This window comes from Desulfobacula sp., from assembly GCF_014237455.1.
In the GTDB taxonomy this organism is placed as follows: Bacteria; Desulfobacterota; Desulfobacteria; order Desulfobacterales; family Desulfobacteraceae; genus Desulfobacula.
This window is the reverse complement of record NZ_JABZFL010000003.1, coordinates 1-16846: the sequence shown is the minus strand read 5'-3', so window position 1 is coordinate 16846 and position 16846 is coordinate 1. Positions and strand designations below refer to the sequence as shown.

The following is a 16846-nucleotide window of genomic DNA, read 5'->3' as shown; positions in this document are numbered from 1 at the left end:
AGGAAATAATGATTCTGCAAGGAAAGCATTTTTTAAACCCTTTTTTTAATCGGGTCAAAAAACTATTTTCAATCAATATTGAATTCGGAACATCCATAACAGGGGCAGAAGAAAACGCCATCATATTCTTCCCATATCAACCCAATACCGTCTCATGCGGTATTTCGGCATTTGTTGCATTTAAAGGGAGCGGCAGCCCGGAACATTTTAATTTAAACCCTCTCCAGGAAATGGTCCTTTCGTTAAAAACAAAAAGCGACGTCTCTGGCAGTGATGATCTTCTGAACACCTTATTTAAAGAATGCCAGGGTTTTAAACAGGAAAACATTTTTTCTGATCTGTTTTTTAACAAAGAAAAAAGAAGACTTCTTTTATCCATTTCAAAAACAATTGAACAATTGATAAAGGATCAAACCGCTGCGTTTAAGAAAGAAGACTCAAATCTTTCTTCTTCAGATGTTGAAATAATTTCCAACCGTCTTGAAAAACTCCAGGATATTTTCTGGTGCCTTAAAAAAGAAATTCTGGATAATATAACCGCTATCAGCAATCTTACCATTGGACTTGAAAGTTCTGACAACACCCGCGGATTAAAGATATTCAAAAGAATTAACGCTGTATTAAACAGTATTGACCGTCTTGAAGTCAGGGGAAGAGATTCTGCGGGAATTTCAATTATACTTACCTTTGCTAAGCCCGAATTTGAAAATTTCAGGGAAGGGCTGATCAAGGCAGGACTTGCCGAAAAGCTGAAACAGAGAACAAATCATCTGGTATTACCCAATAACAGCCTTACCATCAAGGATACATTTTCGGAAAACGGCACACATTTCGTAACCATTTCTTTTATCTATAAAATTGCTGCGGAAATCGGTTCACTTGGAGATAATGTATCCTTTATCCGAAGCCAGATTAAAAATGATCTCATTCTTCAATTGCTTTCAAATTATCACTTTGTTGCCAATTCCGTATCTGCTCATACTCGATGGGCCTCTGTCGGAGATATTACGATAGCCAACTGCCACCCGCAAGACAACACTCCCACAGATAGAAAAATCGGCAAGACAGGCATCCTTCATATCTGTCTGAATGGAGATATTGACAATTATCTTGAATTAAAAACAGAATATGAAGCACGATATGATAAAATCCATGAAGATATCAATACTGACACCAAACTGATTCCGCTCCAGATCGAGCACTACCTGAAACTCAACAACTCCATTGAAGAGGCCTTCAGAATGGCTGTCAATGATTTTGAAGGCTCTCATGCCATCAGCATGCACTCGAATCTTGCACCGGGCAAACTGTTTTTAGCCCAGAAAGGAAGTGGCCAGGCCATTTTTGTCGGGATTGCAAAGGATCATTATATTGCAGCGTCAGAGCTCTATGGCATTGTGGAGGAAACTCAGGATTACATCAAACTGAATGGAGAAAACAAAGGTCAGATCGTTATTCTTGATCCAAATTCCTCGGGGGGTGTATCAGGGATTCAATCCCTTTATTACGACAATACCCCTATCAGCATAGAAGAGGATCAAGTACTGACAAGCCAGATTACATCAAGGGATATTGACAGGCAGAATTTCCCCCACTATTTTTTAAAAGAAATTTCAGAATCCCCGGGTTCGGTTGAAAAAACCCTGGAGGATAAAATCATTTTTTCGCCGGAATCAAACCGGTTCGCCACAACTCTGGATGAGACAGTGATTCCAAAATCACTGGAAGACAGCTTTAAAAACAACAGGATAAAAAAAATCTATTTTATTGGTCAGGGAACTGCCGGTATTGCGGCTCAGGGCTGTGCAGATCTGTTAAATTTCTATCTGGGGGATATTGATATCACCATCAGAGCCTTAAAATCGTCTGAGCTTTCCGGATTCAGTATTATTGAAGGGGAAAATAAATCCCAGTCCATGATTCATACCCTTGTTGTGGCCATCAGCCAGTCCGGCACCACAACTGATACCAACAGGACCGTTGACCTGGTGAAAGGTTGTGGCGCCAAAACGCTGGCCATCGTAAACAGGAGAGATTCTGATCTGACCTTTAAAACAGATGGTGTATTATATACCAGCTCCGGCCGCGATATTGAAATGTCTGTGGCATCAACAAAAGCATTCTATTCACAGATTACGGCAGGAGCGATTTTAGGTCTTCACATTACCCGCATTGCCCAAACAAGATCAAGTGTTTTTATTTCAGAACAGATCAGCGAAATCATAAGCCTGCCGGATAAAATGAGAATCATACTTGGGATGAAAGATCAAATCAAAGATTCGGCCTTCAGACTTGCGGTCTCAAAAGACTATTGGGCAACCGTAGGATCAGGATCAAACAAGACATCTGCCGATGAAATCAGGATCAAACTCAGTGAGCTTTGCTATAAAACCATTTCGTCTGACTTTATTGAAGATAAAAAACATATTGACCTGTCAAGCGAACCATTGATCATCATTTGTGCTGCCGGCACAAGACAAAGCGTACTGGGGGATATTATAAAGGATACGGCCATTTTCCATGCACACAAAGCAACCCCCGTGGTTATTACCACCATTGGAGAAGATCGGTTTGACCCTTATGCCAGGGATGTATTTAAAATTCCTGAGACAAAAGAACATTTTGCACCTGTCCTTAATACGCTTGTCGGACACATCTGGGGGTATTATGCCGCCCTTGCCATTAATGAGGGGTCCAGGTTCATGTATGAAGGGAAAATTGAAATCCAGGATCTTTTAGACGGATATACCACCATGGGGCATGATGTTTATGAAATTCTTCTGGAAAAACGATTCAGGGAAACCATTGCGCAATTCTATAACAAGTTTTCAAAAAAACGAAAACAAGGCGGCTTCCCTGCTGCCATGGGTCTTGATATCGTTGCCAATATCACACTGCTTTTAAAATACCTGTCCGGCAGGCTGCCGGTGTCAGATTTTGAAATTGATTTTGAAAAAAAAGGCACCCCTTCCAACATGTTGAATACATTCTTTGATAACATTGGCCAGGCTATCAACATCATGGCAAGACCGGTTGATGCCATCAAACATCAAGCCAAAACCGTAACGGTCGGCACCAGTAGAATCAATGAAAAATTTGAAGGCCTTGTCTTTGATGAACTGTCTGCCAATGGCATTCAAATCTCTCAGATTATCAATAAAAATGTCCTGGTGATTAAAAACCTCCAGGCAGTTATCTCCGAAATCAAAGGTGCCTTTCTCTACCAGATCTCAGGGTTGAGTCTTTTAGGTGACGTCACCCGAGAGACCAAAATTAAAATAGTAAATAAAACCGGTGCGTTAAAAAATGACCATTCCAGAGTGGAAATAGATCACAGGCTGAAAGGAACTAAAAACATCATTGTGAGAGAAGGAAATGTTTATATTGGAAAAGGCAAAAAGGATAATAAGAACATTCTGGTGATTCCCGGTATTTCTTCAAATCCTGCCACACCCAACATCATTGAATATATCCTGTCTTTAAATATCAGCTTTAAACCATCGCATGACGTACCGCTTTTAAAAAAGATCAAAGCTCTGGGCGGCAAATATAACAGGCTCAAAGACTGGATTCTTGAAAGTGATAATTTTCAATGGGATGACAAATATCTTAACCTGGTGGAAGTTGAAACCCTGTTTGGAGATACTGCAGAAAAAGTAGTTGAAAAGATAATAAATAAAATTCAATAAAAAGTTGTTTAATGCCTGATTATAAAAAAAAACAGATGTATTCCTATCTCATCGTTTTGACCATTTGTTCTACCGCAGGGCTCCAGTGCTGGGCAACCCTTTTTGACAATTTCAGTGTTAACATTGTCGGACTTGACGGCCATCATATCGGTGCGCTGCAGTCTGTTCGTGAAATTCCAGGGTTTCTGGCATTACTGGTCACCTACGTAATTTTAATCATTAAAGAACACAAATTGTCTGCCCTGTCCATTATCATCCTGGGAGCAGGTCTTTTTGCAACCGGATTTTTACCCAGCTTTTTCGGCCTTATTTTTACAACCATGATCATGAGTTTCGGATTCCACTATTATGAAACAACAAATAAGTCGCTGACACTCCAGTACTTTGACAAACTGACCTCCCCTCTTGTTTTAAGTGCACAAAGAAGCTATGCCGCCGCTGCCAGCATTGTGGTCGGCATCATTATATTTTTCATCGCCCCGATATTCAGCTATAAAACCATGTATATTATTTTTGGTGGAATGATCGGAGTCTGCGGTATCTGGGCCTTTACAAAAAATCCTGCAAACAAGGACATCATTCCCCAAAAAAAACAATTAATATTAAAAAAACAATACTGGCTCTTTTATTTTTTAACCTTTATGGCAGGCGCACGGCGGCAGATTTTCATGGCATTTGCCGTGTTTTTGATGGTAAAAAAATTTGGATTTTCCGTTCAGGATATCACCCTGCTCTTTCTTTTGAACAATGGGATCAATTTTTTCATCAATCCCCTCATTGGAAAATTTATTGTAAAATATGGAGAACGCAAACTTCTTTCAATAGAATACTTTTTCCTTATCCTGGTTTTTATCGCCTATGCGTTTGTTGATTCAAAACTTCTAGTCGGTGCCTTATATGTCCTTGATCACATTTTTTTTAATTTTTCCACGGGCATTAATACCTATTTCCAGAAAATTGCCAACCCCAGGGATATTGCAGCCAGTGCTGCCGTGGGATTTACCATCAACCATATTGCAGCCGTGGTCCTGCCGGTCATTGGCGGGCTGTTATGGATGGTGGACTATAAAATTCCTTTCCTGGCCGGGGCCTTTTTCAGTTTTATCTCCCTTTGTTTTGTCCAGTTTATCAGGATTAAGCCGACATCTTTGTAGGCGTTGTTTTGCGTTAACCCGGTCGGAGCACGGGTCGGGGCACGGGTTGCGACTTATCCGATTGATCTTCTTACAGGCTCTAAATTTAAGTTCCGCTAACCGGAAAAACTCGCTTCGCTCAAACAGTTCCCGGTCCTAACGCTCCACTACATTAAGACCCTGTGTAGAAGGCCAATCAACGATTCCCTGCAGCCCATACCCCGATCTCCTCGGCAAGATTCAATTTAGACTTTGATATGTAACTTTGCTCATCGCCTTAAAAAAATTGAAAATAGATCTATAAAAATGAATAAAGCTGAATTTTCTAAAATAATCTGTATCTCCAATATACCTTAACGGCGTCTCGATCAATTTGATTTTTCCTGGTCCCATATAATTGATTCTACATTTGAGTTCTCCAGTTACCATTCTATTTGAATTTGCATTAAACTTCGGATTTAAGAGCAGACATGGCTTAATATCATTTATTCTTCATAATTATGCCAGTTAGGTTCAACTTTTCAAATTCCGCAAAGCCAATTGTCTCTGACACAGTAATTTCACCGCACCTAAAATGCTCACTACAAAACAGCTCGGAAAGGTGACGATTACGGCCGGAAATGTGCATAGCGAAAAAAAGTAGGATTTTGTTGCATGTTGTTTTCTATTTCTGAAGAGCCTTGGTCATGGCTTTTAAAATCATATCATTTTCCGACTTATCCTTAAAGACAAGAGCTTTTTTCTTGAAGGGAATTAGTGAGAATTTTGGATTTATCCTGAGAACTTCTTGAGCCTCGGCGCGGGCCTCCTCATCTTGACCCATCAAACTGTATACAGTCGTCAAGGCAATATGAGCAATAAGGTGATCAGGCGCACGTTGTAAGACTTTCTTATATGCCGAAATCGCCTCTTCGAGCCGACCTGTATTCCGGAAGGAATGGCCCAAAAATACAAAGGTCCAAGCTTCAGCATTGGGGTTGAGTCGGATTGCTTTTTGAAGCAGTGGAATGGCTTCCTCCGGCCGGGATGCAAAAAGGAGGGCCGCTCCATAGTAAGTATAAGCAGTCGATCCGCTGGGATCAAGTTCTACAGCCCGTCTCCCGGCAGCAATCGACTTGTCATACTCTTTTTCTGCTCTATATAAGATAGATAAAAGAATGTGAGCGTCGGCTAAAGTATCATCCATGGCAAGAGCTTTTTTTATCATCTCTTTAGCTTTTTCAAGAGCCTCCTGATAGGGCTTCGTTTTGTCAAGGATTGCGCTAATTCGGTAGGCCCAACCGAGTCGGACATATCCTATTGGATTTTCTGGACATATTGCAATAGCCTCCTCTAAAAGCCGCTGAGCCACGTAGTAGTCCTCAAGAGTGAAACGGTCTGCGTACTTTGCTGCCTCCATGATCTTCAAATAGCAATCGAAACCTTTCCTCCCCCTGAAGTATTGCGAGTATGCCGAAGATATTTCCCCCTCCGATAGTTTCACTCGGATGGACTGCAAGATCTTCATGGTCATCTCATCTTGCACGGCAAACAGGTCTTTCTGATCACTCTCGTACCGCTCCGCCCAAAGGTGATGTCCTGTAAGGGCATCGATTAATTGGACATTAATCCGGATGCGGTCGGCAGACCTCTGAACGCTCCCTTCCAGCACATACTGAACTCCAAACTCCTCACTCACCTGCTTAACTTTTACAGGTTTGCCCTTATAAAAAAAAGTTGACTGCCTGGATATCACAAACAAGCGTGGAACCTTGGAGAGAACGGTGATGATGTTCTCGGTAATCGCGTCACTAAAAAACTCCTGTTTAGGGTCTCCACTCATGTTCACGAAGGGCAGCACGGCAATGGAGGGCACATCGGGTAAGGGCAAAGCCATCTTTCCTATGGATGCCGGTTCAAATTCAGGAGCTGTAATTTTTTGAAATAATTGATATCCAGTCAAAGTCAAAATTATTGCCGCTACAACAATAGTCGACCAGATCCAGGATTTTAATACGGGTTTTGATTTCTCACCAATCAGTTTGCCTGCATCCTCCTCGCTCGTTAGAATTTTATAAACCCTTACCGGGTGTTTGATGTTTTTTACACTGTGATCACCAAGATATTCATAGCCGAAGCCTAATTTGTTACGGATATGATCATAAGTGCCCCTTGAAATACATACGCCGCCAGGATCGGCAAGTCCTTCGATACGGGCTGCAATATTGACTCCCTCTCCGTACAGGCTGTCACCATCCTGTACCACATCACCGATGTTGACCCCAATACGGAACTCTAGTCGTTTATCATCCGGCAGTTCAGCATTTCTGATTTTCAATGCCTTCTGGATCTCCACGGAACATTGAACCGCATTAACAGCACTGGTGAACTCAGCAAGCAAGTTATCACCAGGAGCATCAACAATACGACCGGAATGCTCTTTGATTAATTCTGACATGATGATTCGATATTCTTTTAATGTCCTGATCGTAGATGTTTCATCATTTGTCATGAGAATGCTGTAGCCTTTGACATCGGCACTAAGGATAGCACTGAGTTTTCGCGTTTCTTTCTGTTCTGCGTTCATTAGATCACCTCGTCTTTTTGGTTGACGGTTACAGAATTTAATGAATAAGAAAGTATTGACTGGGTCGAGAATGCAATTTAAAACGAATGTAATATCAAATCAGGGAGAGTGTTTAGTTAATAGGATATAATACAAACTGCTTATTGATGGGTCAAGAGGTTATTGGGTTTATCCTCATATAAAATCTGATCCAATACCTTGTTGGTGGGATGGATTCAAGCCTAAATTCTTAGATTACAATATATGAACCAGAACCGGCATCATAAGCCATTCTTTTGCATTCCAGTAAATAATATATTTATAAACCCCGGATATTAGTTAATGACTAAGGGATAATATTGGGTAAATGGCAACTCTAATAAATGCCGATTTAATGATGGCCTCACCTTTGTACAAATAACTTAAAAGCATGGGCGAACAGACCCAGTGGCCGGGATACCTGAAAATTTTTAAATCTACTTGCGATACCTTTGGCAGCAATTGTATAATCCATTGACACAAAATATATCATAAAAACTTGATTCAGGCACTCAATTCAGATTGTGGAGGCTAAATGAAAAAAGTCGTATTGATCATTGGAATACTTTTTTTTGCAGTGGACTCACAGGCCCGGATGACGGCTGAAACAATCGTAAAGAAAGCCTTTGATTACTGGCGGGGTGAAGCCTCTGAATCAACCATAACCATGACCATCCACCGGCCTGACTGGGAACGCGTTGTGACCATCAAGGCCTGGACCCGGGGAGAATCTGATTCCTTGTTTGTTATCACCAACCCTGCAAAGGACAGGGGGAACGGTACCCTTAAAGTCGGCAAGGGAATGTGGATGTATAATCCCAAGGTAAACCGGGTCATCAAGCTGCCCCCTTCCATGATGTCACAAGGCTGGCACGGATCGGATTTTTCCAACAACGACCTTGCAAAGACCGACAGCCTTATCAAAGATTATATACATACCCTGGAGGACACAAAAATTGATCAGGGCAAAAAAGTCTATTCTATAAAATCAATACCCAAGCCCGAGGCCCCGGTTATCTGGGGGATGATCAAACTGACCATACGAGAGGATAATATTCTTTTAAGTGAAGTGTTTTTTGATGAAGATCTTCAGGCTGTAAAGAGAATGACGGCATGGGATATCCAGATGACAGGCGACAAGCTTTTCCCCTTAAAATGGAAAATGCAGAAATCAGATGCAATAGATGAGTATACCCGATTTGTATATGAAAAAATTAGTTTTAAAAAAAATCTGAGCAAACGTATTTTCACCCGGACCTATCTTAAAAATCCAGGATTATAAAAGGATATGGCATGTCTATAGAATTAAAAATGGCGTGGCGCAATATATGGCGAAACCCCCGCCGGACACTTCTTACCATCTCCGCCATTGCCTTTGCAAGCATGATCCTTGTGTTTATGCTCTCTTTCCAGTTAGGGTGTTATGAAACAATGATCAATACTTCTGTTAAAATCAGTACCGGCCACCTACAGGTACAGGCAAAGGGTTATCTTAAAGACAAAAAAATGCGCCTTGTCATTAAAGATCCTGATCAGGTTGCAAGGGTTCTTGACACGGTACAAGGTATTGATGCTTACACTTTCAGGGCCAGTGGGTTCTCTTTGGTATCGTCTGATAAAAGAACGTACGGGGTTGTTGTAACCGGGATAGATCCCATAAGGGAAGCCAGTGTTTCTACCATAAAATCCCTTGTTCGCAAGGGATTTTACCTAAAAGAGGAGGATGCGTATACAGCCCTTATAGGAGAACTTCTTTCACATAATTTAAAAGTGGATATCAATGATGAACTTATTATACTGGGACAGGGGCGGGACGGTTCAATTGCCGCTGCTGTCCTTACCATAAAAGGTATTTTTAACTCCGGCATTGATGAATTTGACCGGAATGTTATCATGATGGGGCTTAAAGGATTCCAGGAAATCTTTTCAATGGGAAAAAGTGTTCATGAGGCTGTTATAACAGCAGATTCCCTTGGTGATATCTCCATGGTTAAACAGGCAATCCAGAATAATTTTTCTAATGCCAAAGAAGATGAATATCTTGCAGTCCCTGACTGGATGGAAATTATGCCGGGGCTGTTGCAGGGGATACAAATGGATCTGGTCTCCGGCATCATCATGTATATCATCCTTGTCATTGTTGTCGCCTTCAGCATTTTTAATACATTTTTAATGGCTATCTTTGAAAGGACCCGGGAGTTCGGCGTGATGATGGCTATCGGAACGACCCCTTCAAGGATTACAAAGCTTGTCATGTTTGAATCCATTTGCATGACCATTGTGGGAATTGTTCTGGGGATCATCATCGGAAGTCTTGTAACGCTTTATTTTCAAAACAAAGGGATTTATATTGCCGGCACCCAAGACATCCTTAAACAATACGGGATTCCCGACAGGCTATACCCGAGGCTGTCCCTAATTTCTGCTGCAGCAGGACCTCTGGTGGTATTTGTTATTACCTTTGTGTCTTCTGTTTTCCCCGCTTTGAAAATAAGAAAATTAAAACCAGTTGAAGCTATGAACAATGTGTAAAGATAAAAAATTATGTATATAATATTAGCGTGGAGAAATATCTGGAGAAACCCGAGAAGAACCATTGTGATCCTGCTGGCAGTAATCATAGGTGTCTGGAGCATGATTTTTCTGGGCTCACTCATGCGGGGAATGGAAACCGAAATGGTAAGGAACTCCATATCCACCCTTACCGGAAGTATCCAGATCCATCACAGGGATTATCGTAATGACCCTGTTGTTGAAAATTCCATGGATAACATTGATAAGCTTGACAAGGCCCTTTCTACAGTCCTTGGGCAGGATGCCCTTTGGGCAAAAAGGATAAGGGTAAGTGCTGTTGCTTCCAACGCCAGGCACGCAGGCGGTGTGACCCTTGTGGGGATTGAACCTGAAAAGGAAGCAAAAATATCATTCGTTGGCAAGGCCATGATATCAGGACGTTATCTTACATCAGAAGATAAAAATAAGATTATTGTCGGGCGGGCGTTTCTTAAAAAATTTAATACAAAAATCAATAATAAGCTGATTCTCATGTCCCAGGACACCCACAAGGAGATTGCTTCAAAAGCTTTCAGGATTGTCGGAGTTTTCAGTGCGGAATCCCAAAGCGTTGAAAAGCAATTTGTTTTTGTTCCCATATCACAGGCTGGCAAGATGCTTAAAATGGAAAATTTAATTTCAGAAGTTTCCATCATGCTGCCCAGGCTTGATATTACCGGCAAAAAAGAAACCCGAGCTGCAAAGAAATTAAAAGCCGCTGTCGCCGATGACACCTGTGTTATTGAAACATGGCAACAGCTTTTACCCATGATAAAGGCCTATCTTGAGATGTCGGATTTTTTCCTTTATATCTGGTATGTTGTGGTTTTTGTTGCAATGGGTTTTGGTATTGTCAATACAACCCTGATGGCCATCTTTGAAAGAATGAGGGAGTTCGGTTTGATGAAGGCCCTTGGAATGAGACCCTTTCAGGTCATTAAGGGGGTTGTGACAGAGACTTTTTTCCTTTTGATTTTAGGGATATCGGCAGGAAATATTCTGGGATTTTTAAGTGTTGCCGCCATTTCAGAAAAAGGGATTGATTTATCAGCTCTGGCAGCAGGTGCAGAAATGTTTGGAATCCCAAGAAAACTATACCCGGAAATCTGGGCGCAGGATGTTGCTGCGGCAGGGCTTGTGGTGCTTGTTTTAGGTCTTTTAGTCAGCTTGTATCCGGCTTTTAAGGCTGCCAGGTTTACCCCGACCCAGGCCATGATGAAAAATTAGAAATCTGTTCACATGGAGACATGATATGGCAATTGTTGAAACAAAAAATATAACGAAAACATACAGGCAGGGAAAAGTAAAAGTCCCGGCCCTTTGCGGTGTTGATCTTATAGTAGAAAAAGGGGAGTTTGTTGCCCTTGCAGGCCCGTCAGGGTCAGGCAAAACCACACTGCTGAATATCATAGGCGGCCTTGATCTGCCGGACTCAGGAAGTGTAATAGTTGACAACAATCAGTTTGCAGACATGAACCAGACAAGTCTTGCCTCTTTAAGACTGCATAAAATAGGATTTGTTTTTCAGGCCTTTAATCTTATCCCGGTTTTGTCGGCTATTGAAAATGTTGAATATGTCATGCTTTTGCAGGGTGTTTCTAAAACTGAACGACACGACCGGGCAAAGGCGATACTCGATGATGTAGGTCTTGAAGGAAAATTACACAGACGTCCTGCCGAACTTTCAGGCGGCCAGCAGCAAAGGGTTGCCGTTGCAAGGGCCATTGTTTCAGGTCCTGCCATTGTTCTTGCAGATGAACCTACGGCAAATCTTGATTCAAAAACAGGTGAAGGTCTTCTTTTAATGATGAAAAAAATGAACAAAGAAAAAAAGGTCACCTTTATTTTTTCAACCCATGACAACATGGTCATGGATTATGCCGGACGACTTGTCATTATCAGAGACGGGCTCATTGTAAATGATGAAACCAGATAATGGCAACATATGGTGGCTTGTATCCTTTTTTTTATCCCTGTTGTTTGCCCAGAACCTTTGGGCCGGGCAGAACCCGATCTCGTATGAAAATAAGGCATGGTATGAAAATATTGATAACCGGTTTGGCGGGCATTTAACACTTGAGGGAAGCGTAACAGGATATGATGACGGGTCTTATTTTGAACCTGTGGGAACCCATACCGGCTTGGACGGTCTTGCCAATGTCAGGTTGTTTGACAAATTTATTTTATCTGAAAAAATTTATCTTGAAGCTCATTATGAGGCCTTCCTCAAATCAGGGGATACATATAAAAAACAATTATATCTTCAAAAATATTATAACCCTTCAGATATTGATAAGAGACGCCTTTTAGACTTAACAAAAACAATTGAAAAGACAGAGGACTATGTTTTATGGAACCGGCTTGACCGTCTGTTCTTTTCAATAAAACCATCCTGGGGTGACATCATCATTGGAAGACAGGCTGTTACATGGGGAAATGGTCTTATTTTCAATCCCATGGATCTTTTCAATCCTTTTGCACCTTCTGATACAGTTCGCGATTACAAGATGGGTGACGATCTTATTTCTCTTGGGTTTAATACAGAACTCTTGGGAGAATGCAACCTGCTTTATGTCCCGAGAAGGGATGCAATAACAGGAAAAGTTGATTTTAAAAGTTCTTCTGTTGCAGGAAAATTTCATTTTTTTGCAGGCGATATTGAAATGGATGTAATGGGAGCGTGGCATTATAATGAAGCTGTTTTAGGCATAGGGGGTTCGGGTTATTTGGGAAATGCAGCATGGCGGACCGATCTTGTCTGGTCAACGCTGGAAGATGGCAGGGACAAAAACGGATATTTTGAATTTGTAATAAATATTGATTACTCCTGGGTATGGCAGAAAAAAAACATGTACGGCCTTATTGAATATTATCATAACGGGCTTGGAAAAAATAATTATACAACTGCCATGGATGATCCTGAAGTTATGGAAAAAATTGACAGGGGGGAATTGTTTGCCCTTGGAAAAAATTATTTAAGCGGTCAGATCCAGATGGAACTTCATCCTTTATTTAATATTTATTTAAGTGTCATCAACAATATCAGGGATCCTTCCGGTATCATCCAGCCCTGGGCGATCTGGAGTGTGACACAGAATTCAAACCTGCAGTTTGGCGCAACTCTTTTTTATGGGAAAAAAGGAAGTGAATATGGCGGTTTTTTGATTCCGGGCACAAATTATTATACCAACGCCGCTCCGAATGCCTACGTACGACTTACATATTATTTTTAGGGGTCAGGAGAAATTTGAAGAGTGAATAAAAGGCAGGATAGTGTCTATTGTTTTATCCGGATCTTCCATCATTAAAAAATGACCCAGCTTTTCCAGTTCAATAAAGGTGCAGTCCTTTATTTTTTTTGTCAACCGGATGCCGGCCTGCCTATGGAAAAGGTCTGATCTTTCTCCCCGGACAACAAGGACAGAAACATTGATGTGGTTTGCATGCTGCCAGGTATTGAAAGGGACAAATTCATAGATCTGGGCTTCAAATTCAGGATTGCAGCACAGTTCATAAGTGGCGGCAGTATCTTTTTCAATGGCGGTATTCACATAGGCTTGAACATATTCCGGTTTCCAGGACTTGAACATACCCTTGCCCGAATAATGGGCCAGGGCCTCTTCTCTGGATTGAAACTCACTTTTTTTCGTCCGGGTCATCCTGGACAGCGGTAAATATCCTGCAAGTCCTGTTTTTCTAATCAGAGCGGCAAACCAGACAATTTTAAGAGGAAAAATAATCGGATCCAGCAGGATCACCTTTGAAAAAAGGTGGGGGTATAAAGCGGCTGCCGCATAGGTAAAATATCCGCCGATGGAATGGCCGATGCCGATAACCGGAGGCTTTGTTATGGATGAGACAACCTGTTCAAGATCTTTGACAAAGATATCCCAGCTTTTGATCTGTGCCGTATTTTCCTTTGTTGAAAATCCGTGTCCCCTGATATCTGTTGCATAGATTTTCAGGTCATGGGAACAAAGTTTTTCCAGAAAAGGCAGGTAGGTTCCGGCACTCAAGGAGTTGCCGTGACAAAAATGAATTTGATTTTCTGATTCCCCCAGGACATGGTAATGAAAAAATCCCTGGGAAGTATTTATAAAATTTTCTTTTGTCATTATCGCTCTCTTTATCCGGCACTTTATCAAGCAGGAATCTTAGCCTATAGGACAGGAGCTTGCTTTTTGTCAAGAAAAGTATAAAAAAAATCCCAAAGCCCGGAATATGCACCAAGTCCTGTTGACACTTCTTTTTATTGACAATAAGCACGTTCATATTTTAGAAAGAAGATCGGGTGTCGTAACCAAGGAGATGGAATGGTTCCCTGTCAAAGATTTAAGTATATAACAATATCTGTATTATTCTTGTTGTTGAGTTTCGGACAAGCCCTGTTTGCCGGGGATTTATCTTTACAAAAACCCAAAGTTTACACCAGTGAAGAAGAAATAACAGGGTGGGTGATGAGTGAAAAACTTGATGGTATCCGTGGTTACTGGAATGGAAAAAAATTACTGACCCGCAAGGGATTGCCTCTAAATCCGCCGTCATGGTTTATTAAAAATTTTCCTGGCTTTGAACTTGATGGTGAACTCTGGAGCAAAAGGGGGGATTTTGAATTTATCCAGTCAACGGTCCTTGATAAAAATCCGGGAAATGGCTGGGAGGAAATCACCTATAATATTTTTGAGGTCCCAAATGAAAAAGGAGGTTTTCTTAAACGACTCAACAAGGCAAGCGCATGGTTTGAAATCCACAAGAATACTCATATAAGAATTATTCCCCAGATAAGGGTCAAAGATAAATCAGATCTTGATCTTTTTTTAGATGAGGTGCAATCAAAAGGCGGGGAAGGCGTGGTCGTAAAAGACCCTGAAATGCCTTACCATACAGGCCGAAGTGCCCATGTCCTGAAAGTAAAAAAATTTCGGGATATGGAAGGTGTGGTCATTGGTTTAAACAAAGGAAAAGGGAAATATAAAACCATGATGGGGTCTCTTACCTTAAAGCTTGAAAATGAGATAATTTTTAAGCTGGGCACAGGCTTTACAGACCAACACAGGAAAAATCCTCCGCCCATAGGAACAATTGTTACGTTCAAGTACTATGGTTTTACCAAAAACGGGATACCTAAATTTGCATCTTTTTTACGGGTGAGGCAAGATTGAATATCATGCAGATCCTCTCAGATCAGGCCCATCAACTTGAGCTTCGGACCGGGACGAAATTTTGATTTCCTTTACATGTCTAATATGATACTTGCACGATAAAGGAAAAAAACAAGTAGAATTTTATAGGTAGGCAGAATTTTCCATATTTTTAACTTATTACTCAACTTTCGGGTTTAATAATTACTCGCAAACTTTCTTTTTCCTAACAAACCAGCACTCTGAAGTGCGGCTTGCATAATTGTGTTAAAAAAACATGTTGCTGTTTTTTCACAATAACTGCCACTCGCTTTTAAACGGCTTCCAGCAAGAACCATTATTCTATAAAGAGACTCAACAAAGGAAATGTCGGATACTTCTTCACAGCAGGCATAAAACAGCTCCCCAAAGGTTCTGTGATCTGTATTTATCCTATGTTGGTAAGCCAAAAACATATATCGCATAAAAACGATGCTGGTATGGGCGACTAAAGCATCATAATCTCGGCATTGAATCTCCTTTGCCAGTTTCAGATGCTGCTTGGCCATCTTGAAGAACACCTCGATGTCCCAGCGTTTGCCGTAAATGCGAACGATGTCTTCATCTGACAGCTCAAGATCCGTGGACATCAATGCCAGCCAGTCTTGTTTTCGTCTATCCCTTACAAATACCAGTTTAACAGGTAAGCCTTCTTTTAATGTTACAATTGCGCTTGCCAAAATCTTTGCCCGGCCACGACGTTTTTTGAGCTTCCGATAAATGGTTTTCAAATTCATCCGGTGGCCTTTGTAGCCGTAATGAATTTCGGAGTTTTTTTCACCATGCCGATAACATCAATATGTTTACATAATGCGGTTACTGTGGCAGGCATTGTAAACCAGCTATCCATAAGCAGGTATTTGGCCTGAACACCGGCGGCCAATATCCGTTTGACCATGGCTTCCAAATTCTTTGGCGCTTTGATTGTTGCTTCTTGCCGCCGTTGCCATGCACAACATCTTTTGTCCATTGGTTTGTGGCTTTCACAAATTCGTTTTTTAGCATCGGTTGATGATAACAGTGCAAAATCCAACGGCAGGCAACTGGTGCCGTCAGACCAGCAGACAGTGAGCATTCGAAATCCTTTAAGAAACCTTCCGTTGCTGTGATCCCATACCCGTGACAAAAGTTCTACCGCCTTGGATCGAGATCGATCATAAGGGCTGTCATCAACAATCAAAACCGAGTCACGTGTTTCATCGGTCAGTCGGTTAAAGAAACCATAAAGCCGGACACCTAAAAGCAATATCAGGCGCCGCCAGTTGGACTTACATCCTTTGAGGACTTCATATGCGGTATCTTTCCCAAATGTTAAATTGTCGTTGATCACAATGCCCCTGAAAAAGTTTTTACCCACAAAAGGTAATGTAAAAATTGCCATAATCAAAGAACGAACGCTATGACCATGTCGTTTCCGAACACCACATCGATGCAAGGTGGTAGTAATGTTAAACTGCTTAAAAAAATCATCAATTTTGCCAAGAATGCAAATGTCATCTTGAGTTTTAGAACCAATATTGTTATGTTTCATTTGAGCCCTTTCTTATTGATATTATTGTGTTTTTCGCTAATTCACTATATATCAAATGCTATTACCGCAAATGACAGTTGGATTCTACCAACCATTTGATTTTATTTCAATTAATTTTAACCAGTTACCTTTGCAGAGTATATGATTTAGTTCTTAAACCAAGAATTTTTAAGATT

At 41.1% G+C, this 16846-nt stretch carries 12 protein-coding genes; 8 read left to right on the top strand and 4 right to left on the bottom strand.

The window, feature by feature from the left end; translation table 11 throughout:
• Window positions 1–8: 8 nt before the first annotated feature.
• Window positions 9–3689, top strand: coding sequence for an SIS domain-containing protein (locus tag HGJ91_RS00505; RefSeq protein WP_291345719.1), 3681 nt, complete (start codon window positions 9–11; stop codon window positions 3687–3689).
• 11 nt (window positions 3690–3700) lie between these two features.
• Window positions 3701–4843 carry an MFS transporter gene (locus HGJ91_RS00500; protein WP_291345718.1) on the top strand — a complete coding sequence of 381 codons (1143 nt, stop codon included), beginning with the start codon at window positions 3701–3703 and terminating at the stop codon, window positions 4841–4843.
• Between the two features lie 643 nt (window positions 4844–5486).
• On the opposite strand, the gene HGJ91_RS00495 is transcribed toward HGJ91_RS00500, so the two are convergent.
• Complete coding sequence (locus HGJ91_RS00495; RefSeq protein ID WP_291345717.1) at window positions 5487–7388, bottom strand: adenylate/guanylate cyclase domain-containing protein; 1902 nt, start codon at window positions 7386–7388, stop codon at window positions 5487–5489.
• A gap of 553 nt (window positions 7389–7941) precedes the next feature.
• On the opposite strand from HGJ91_RS00495, the gene HGJ91_RS00490 reads away from it, so the two are divergent.
• Genes HGJ91_RS00490 through HGJ91_RS00470 form a run of 5 tightly spaced genes read left to right on the top strand, consistent with a single transcriptional unit; the run spans window position 7942 to window position 13192 of the window.
• Window positions 7942–8688 carry an outer membrane lipoprotein-sorting protein gene (locus HGJ91_RS00490; protein WP_291345716.1) on the top strand — a complete coding sequence of 249 codons (747 nt, stop codon included), beginning with the start codon at window positions 7942–7944 and terminating at the stop codon, window positions 8686–8688.
• Between the two features lie 11 nt (window positions 8689–8699).
• Window positions 8700–9938 (top strand): FtsX-like permease family protein, encoded by a 1239-nt coding sequence (locus tag HGJ91_RS00485; RefSeq protein WP_291345715.1) that lies wholly within the window; start codon window positions 8700–8702, stop codon window positions 9936–9938.
• Between the two features lie 12 nt (window positions 9939–9950).
• On the top strand, window positions 9951–11186 hold the full coding sequence (locus tag HGJ91_RS00480) for an FtsX-like permease family protein (protein ID WP_291345713.1): 1236 nt from the start codon (window positions 9951–9953) through the stop codon (window positions 11184–11186).
• Between the two features lie 25 nt (window positions 11187–11211).
• Window positions 11212–11895, top strand: coding sequence for an ABC transporter ATP-binding protein (locus HGJ91_RS00475; RefSeq protein WP_291345711.1), 684 nt, complete (start codon window positions 11212–11214; stop codon window positions 11893–11895).
• On the top strand, window positions 11879–13192 hold the full coding sequence (locus HGJ91_RS00470; RefSeq protein ID WP_291345710.1) for an LYR motif-containing protein: 1314 nt from the start codon (window positions 11879–11881) through the stop codon (window positions 13190–13192). Before HGJ91_RS00475 ends, HGJ91_RS00470 begins: the two co-directional genes overlap by 17 nt.
• A 3-nt stretch (window positions 13193–13195) precedes the next feature.
• On the opposite strand, the gene HGJ91_RS00465 is transcribed toward HGJ91_RS00470, so the two are convergent.
• Window positions 13196–14074 carry an alpha/beta hydrolase gene (locus HGJ91_RS00465; RefSeq protein ID WP_291345709.1) on the bottom strand — a complete coding sequence of 293 codons (879 nt, stop codon included), beginning with the start codon at window positions 14072–14074 and terminating at the stop codon, window positions 13196–13198.
• Window positions 14075–14272: 198 nt separating this feature from the next.
• On the opposite strand from HGJ91_RS00465, the gene HGJ91_RS00460 reads away from it, so the two are divergent.
• Complete coding sequence (locus HGJ91_RS00460; protein WP_291345708.1) at window positions 14273–15121, top strand: DNA ligase; 849 nt, start codon at window positions 14273–14275, stop codon at window positions 15119–15121.
• Window positions 15122–15297: 176 nt separating this feature from the next.
• Here HGJ91_RS00460 and HGJ91_RS00455 read toward each other — a convergent pair whose 3' ends face one another.
• Entirely contained in the window at window positions 15298–15876 is a 579-nt protein-coding gene (locus tag HGJ91_RS00455; protein WP_291345707.1) for a transposase, read from the bottom strand.
• The gene (locus tag HGJ91_RS00450; protein ID WP_291345705.1) at window positions 15873–16670 is read right to left on the bottom strand and encodes a transposase; all 798 of its coding nucleotides are present in this window, start codon (window positions 16668–16670) and stop codon (window positions 15873–15875) included. The genes HGJ91_RS00455 and HGJ91_RS00450 overlap by 4 nt, the downstream gene beginning before the upstream one ends.
• Window positions 16671–16846 lie beyond the last annotated feature (176 nt).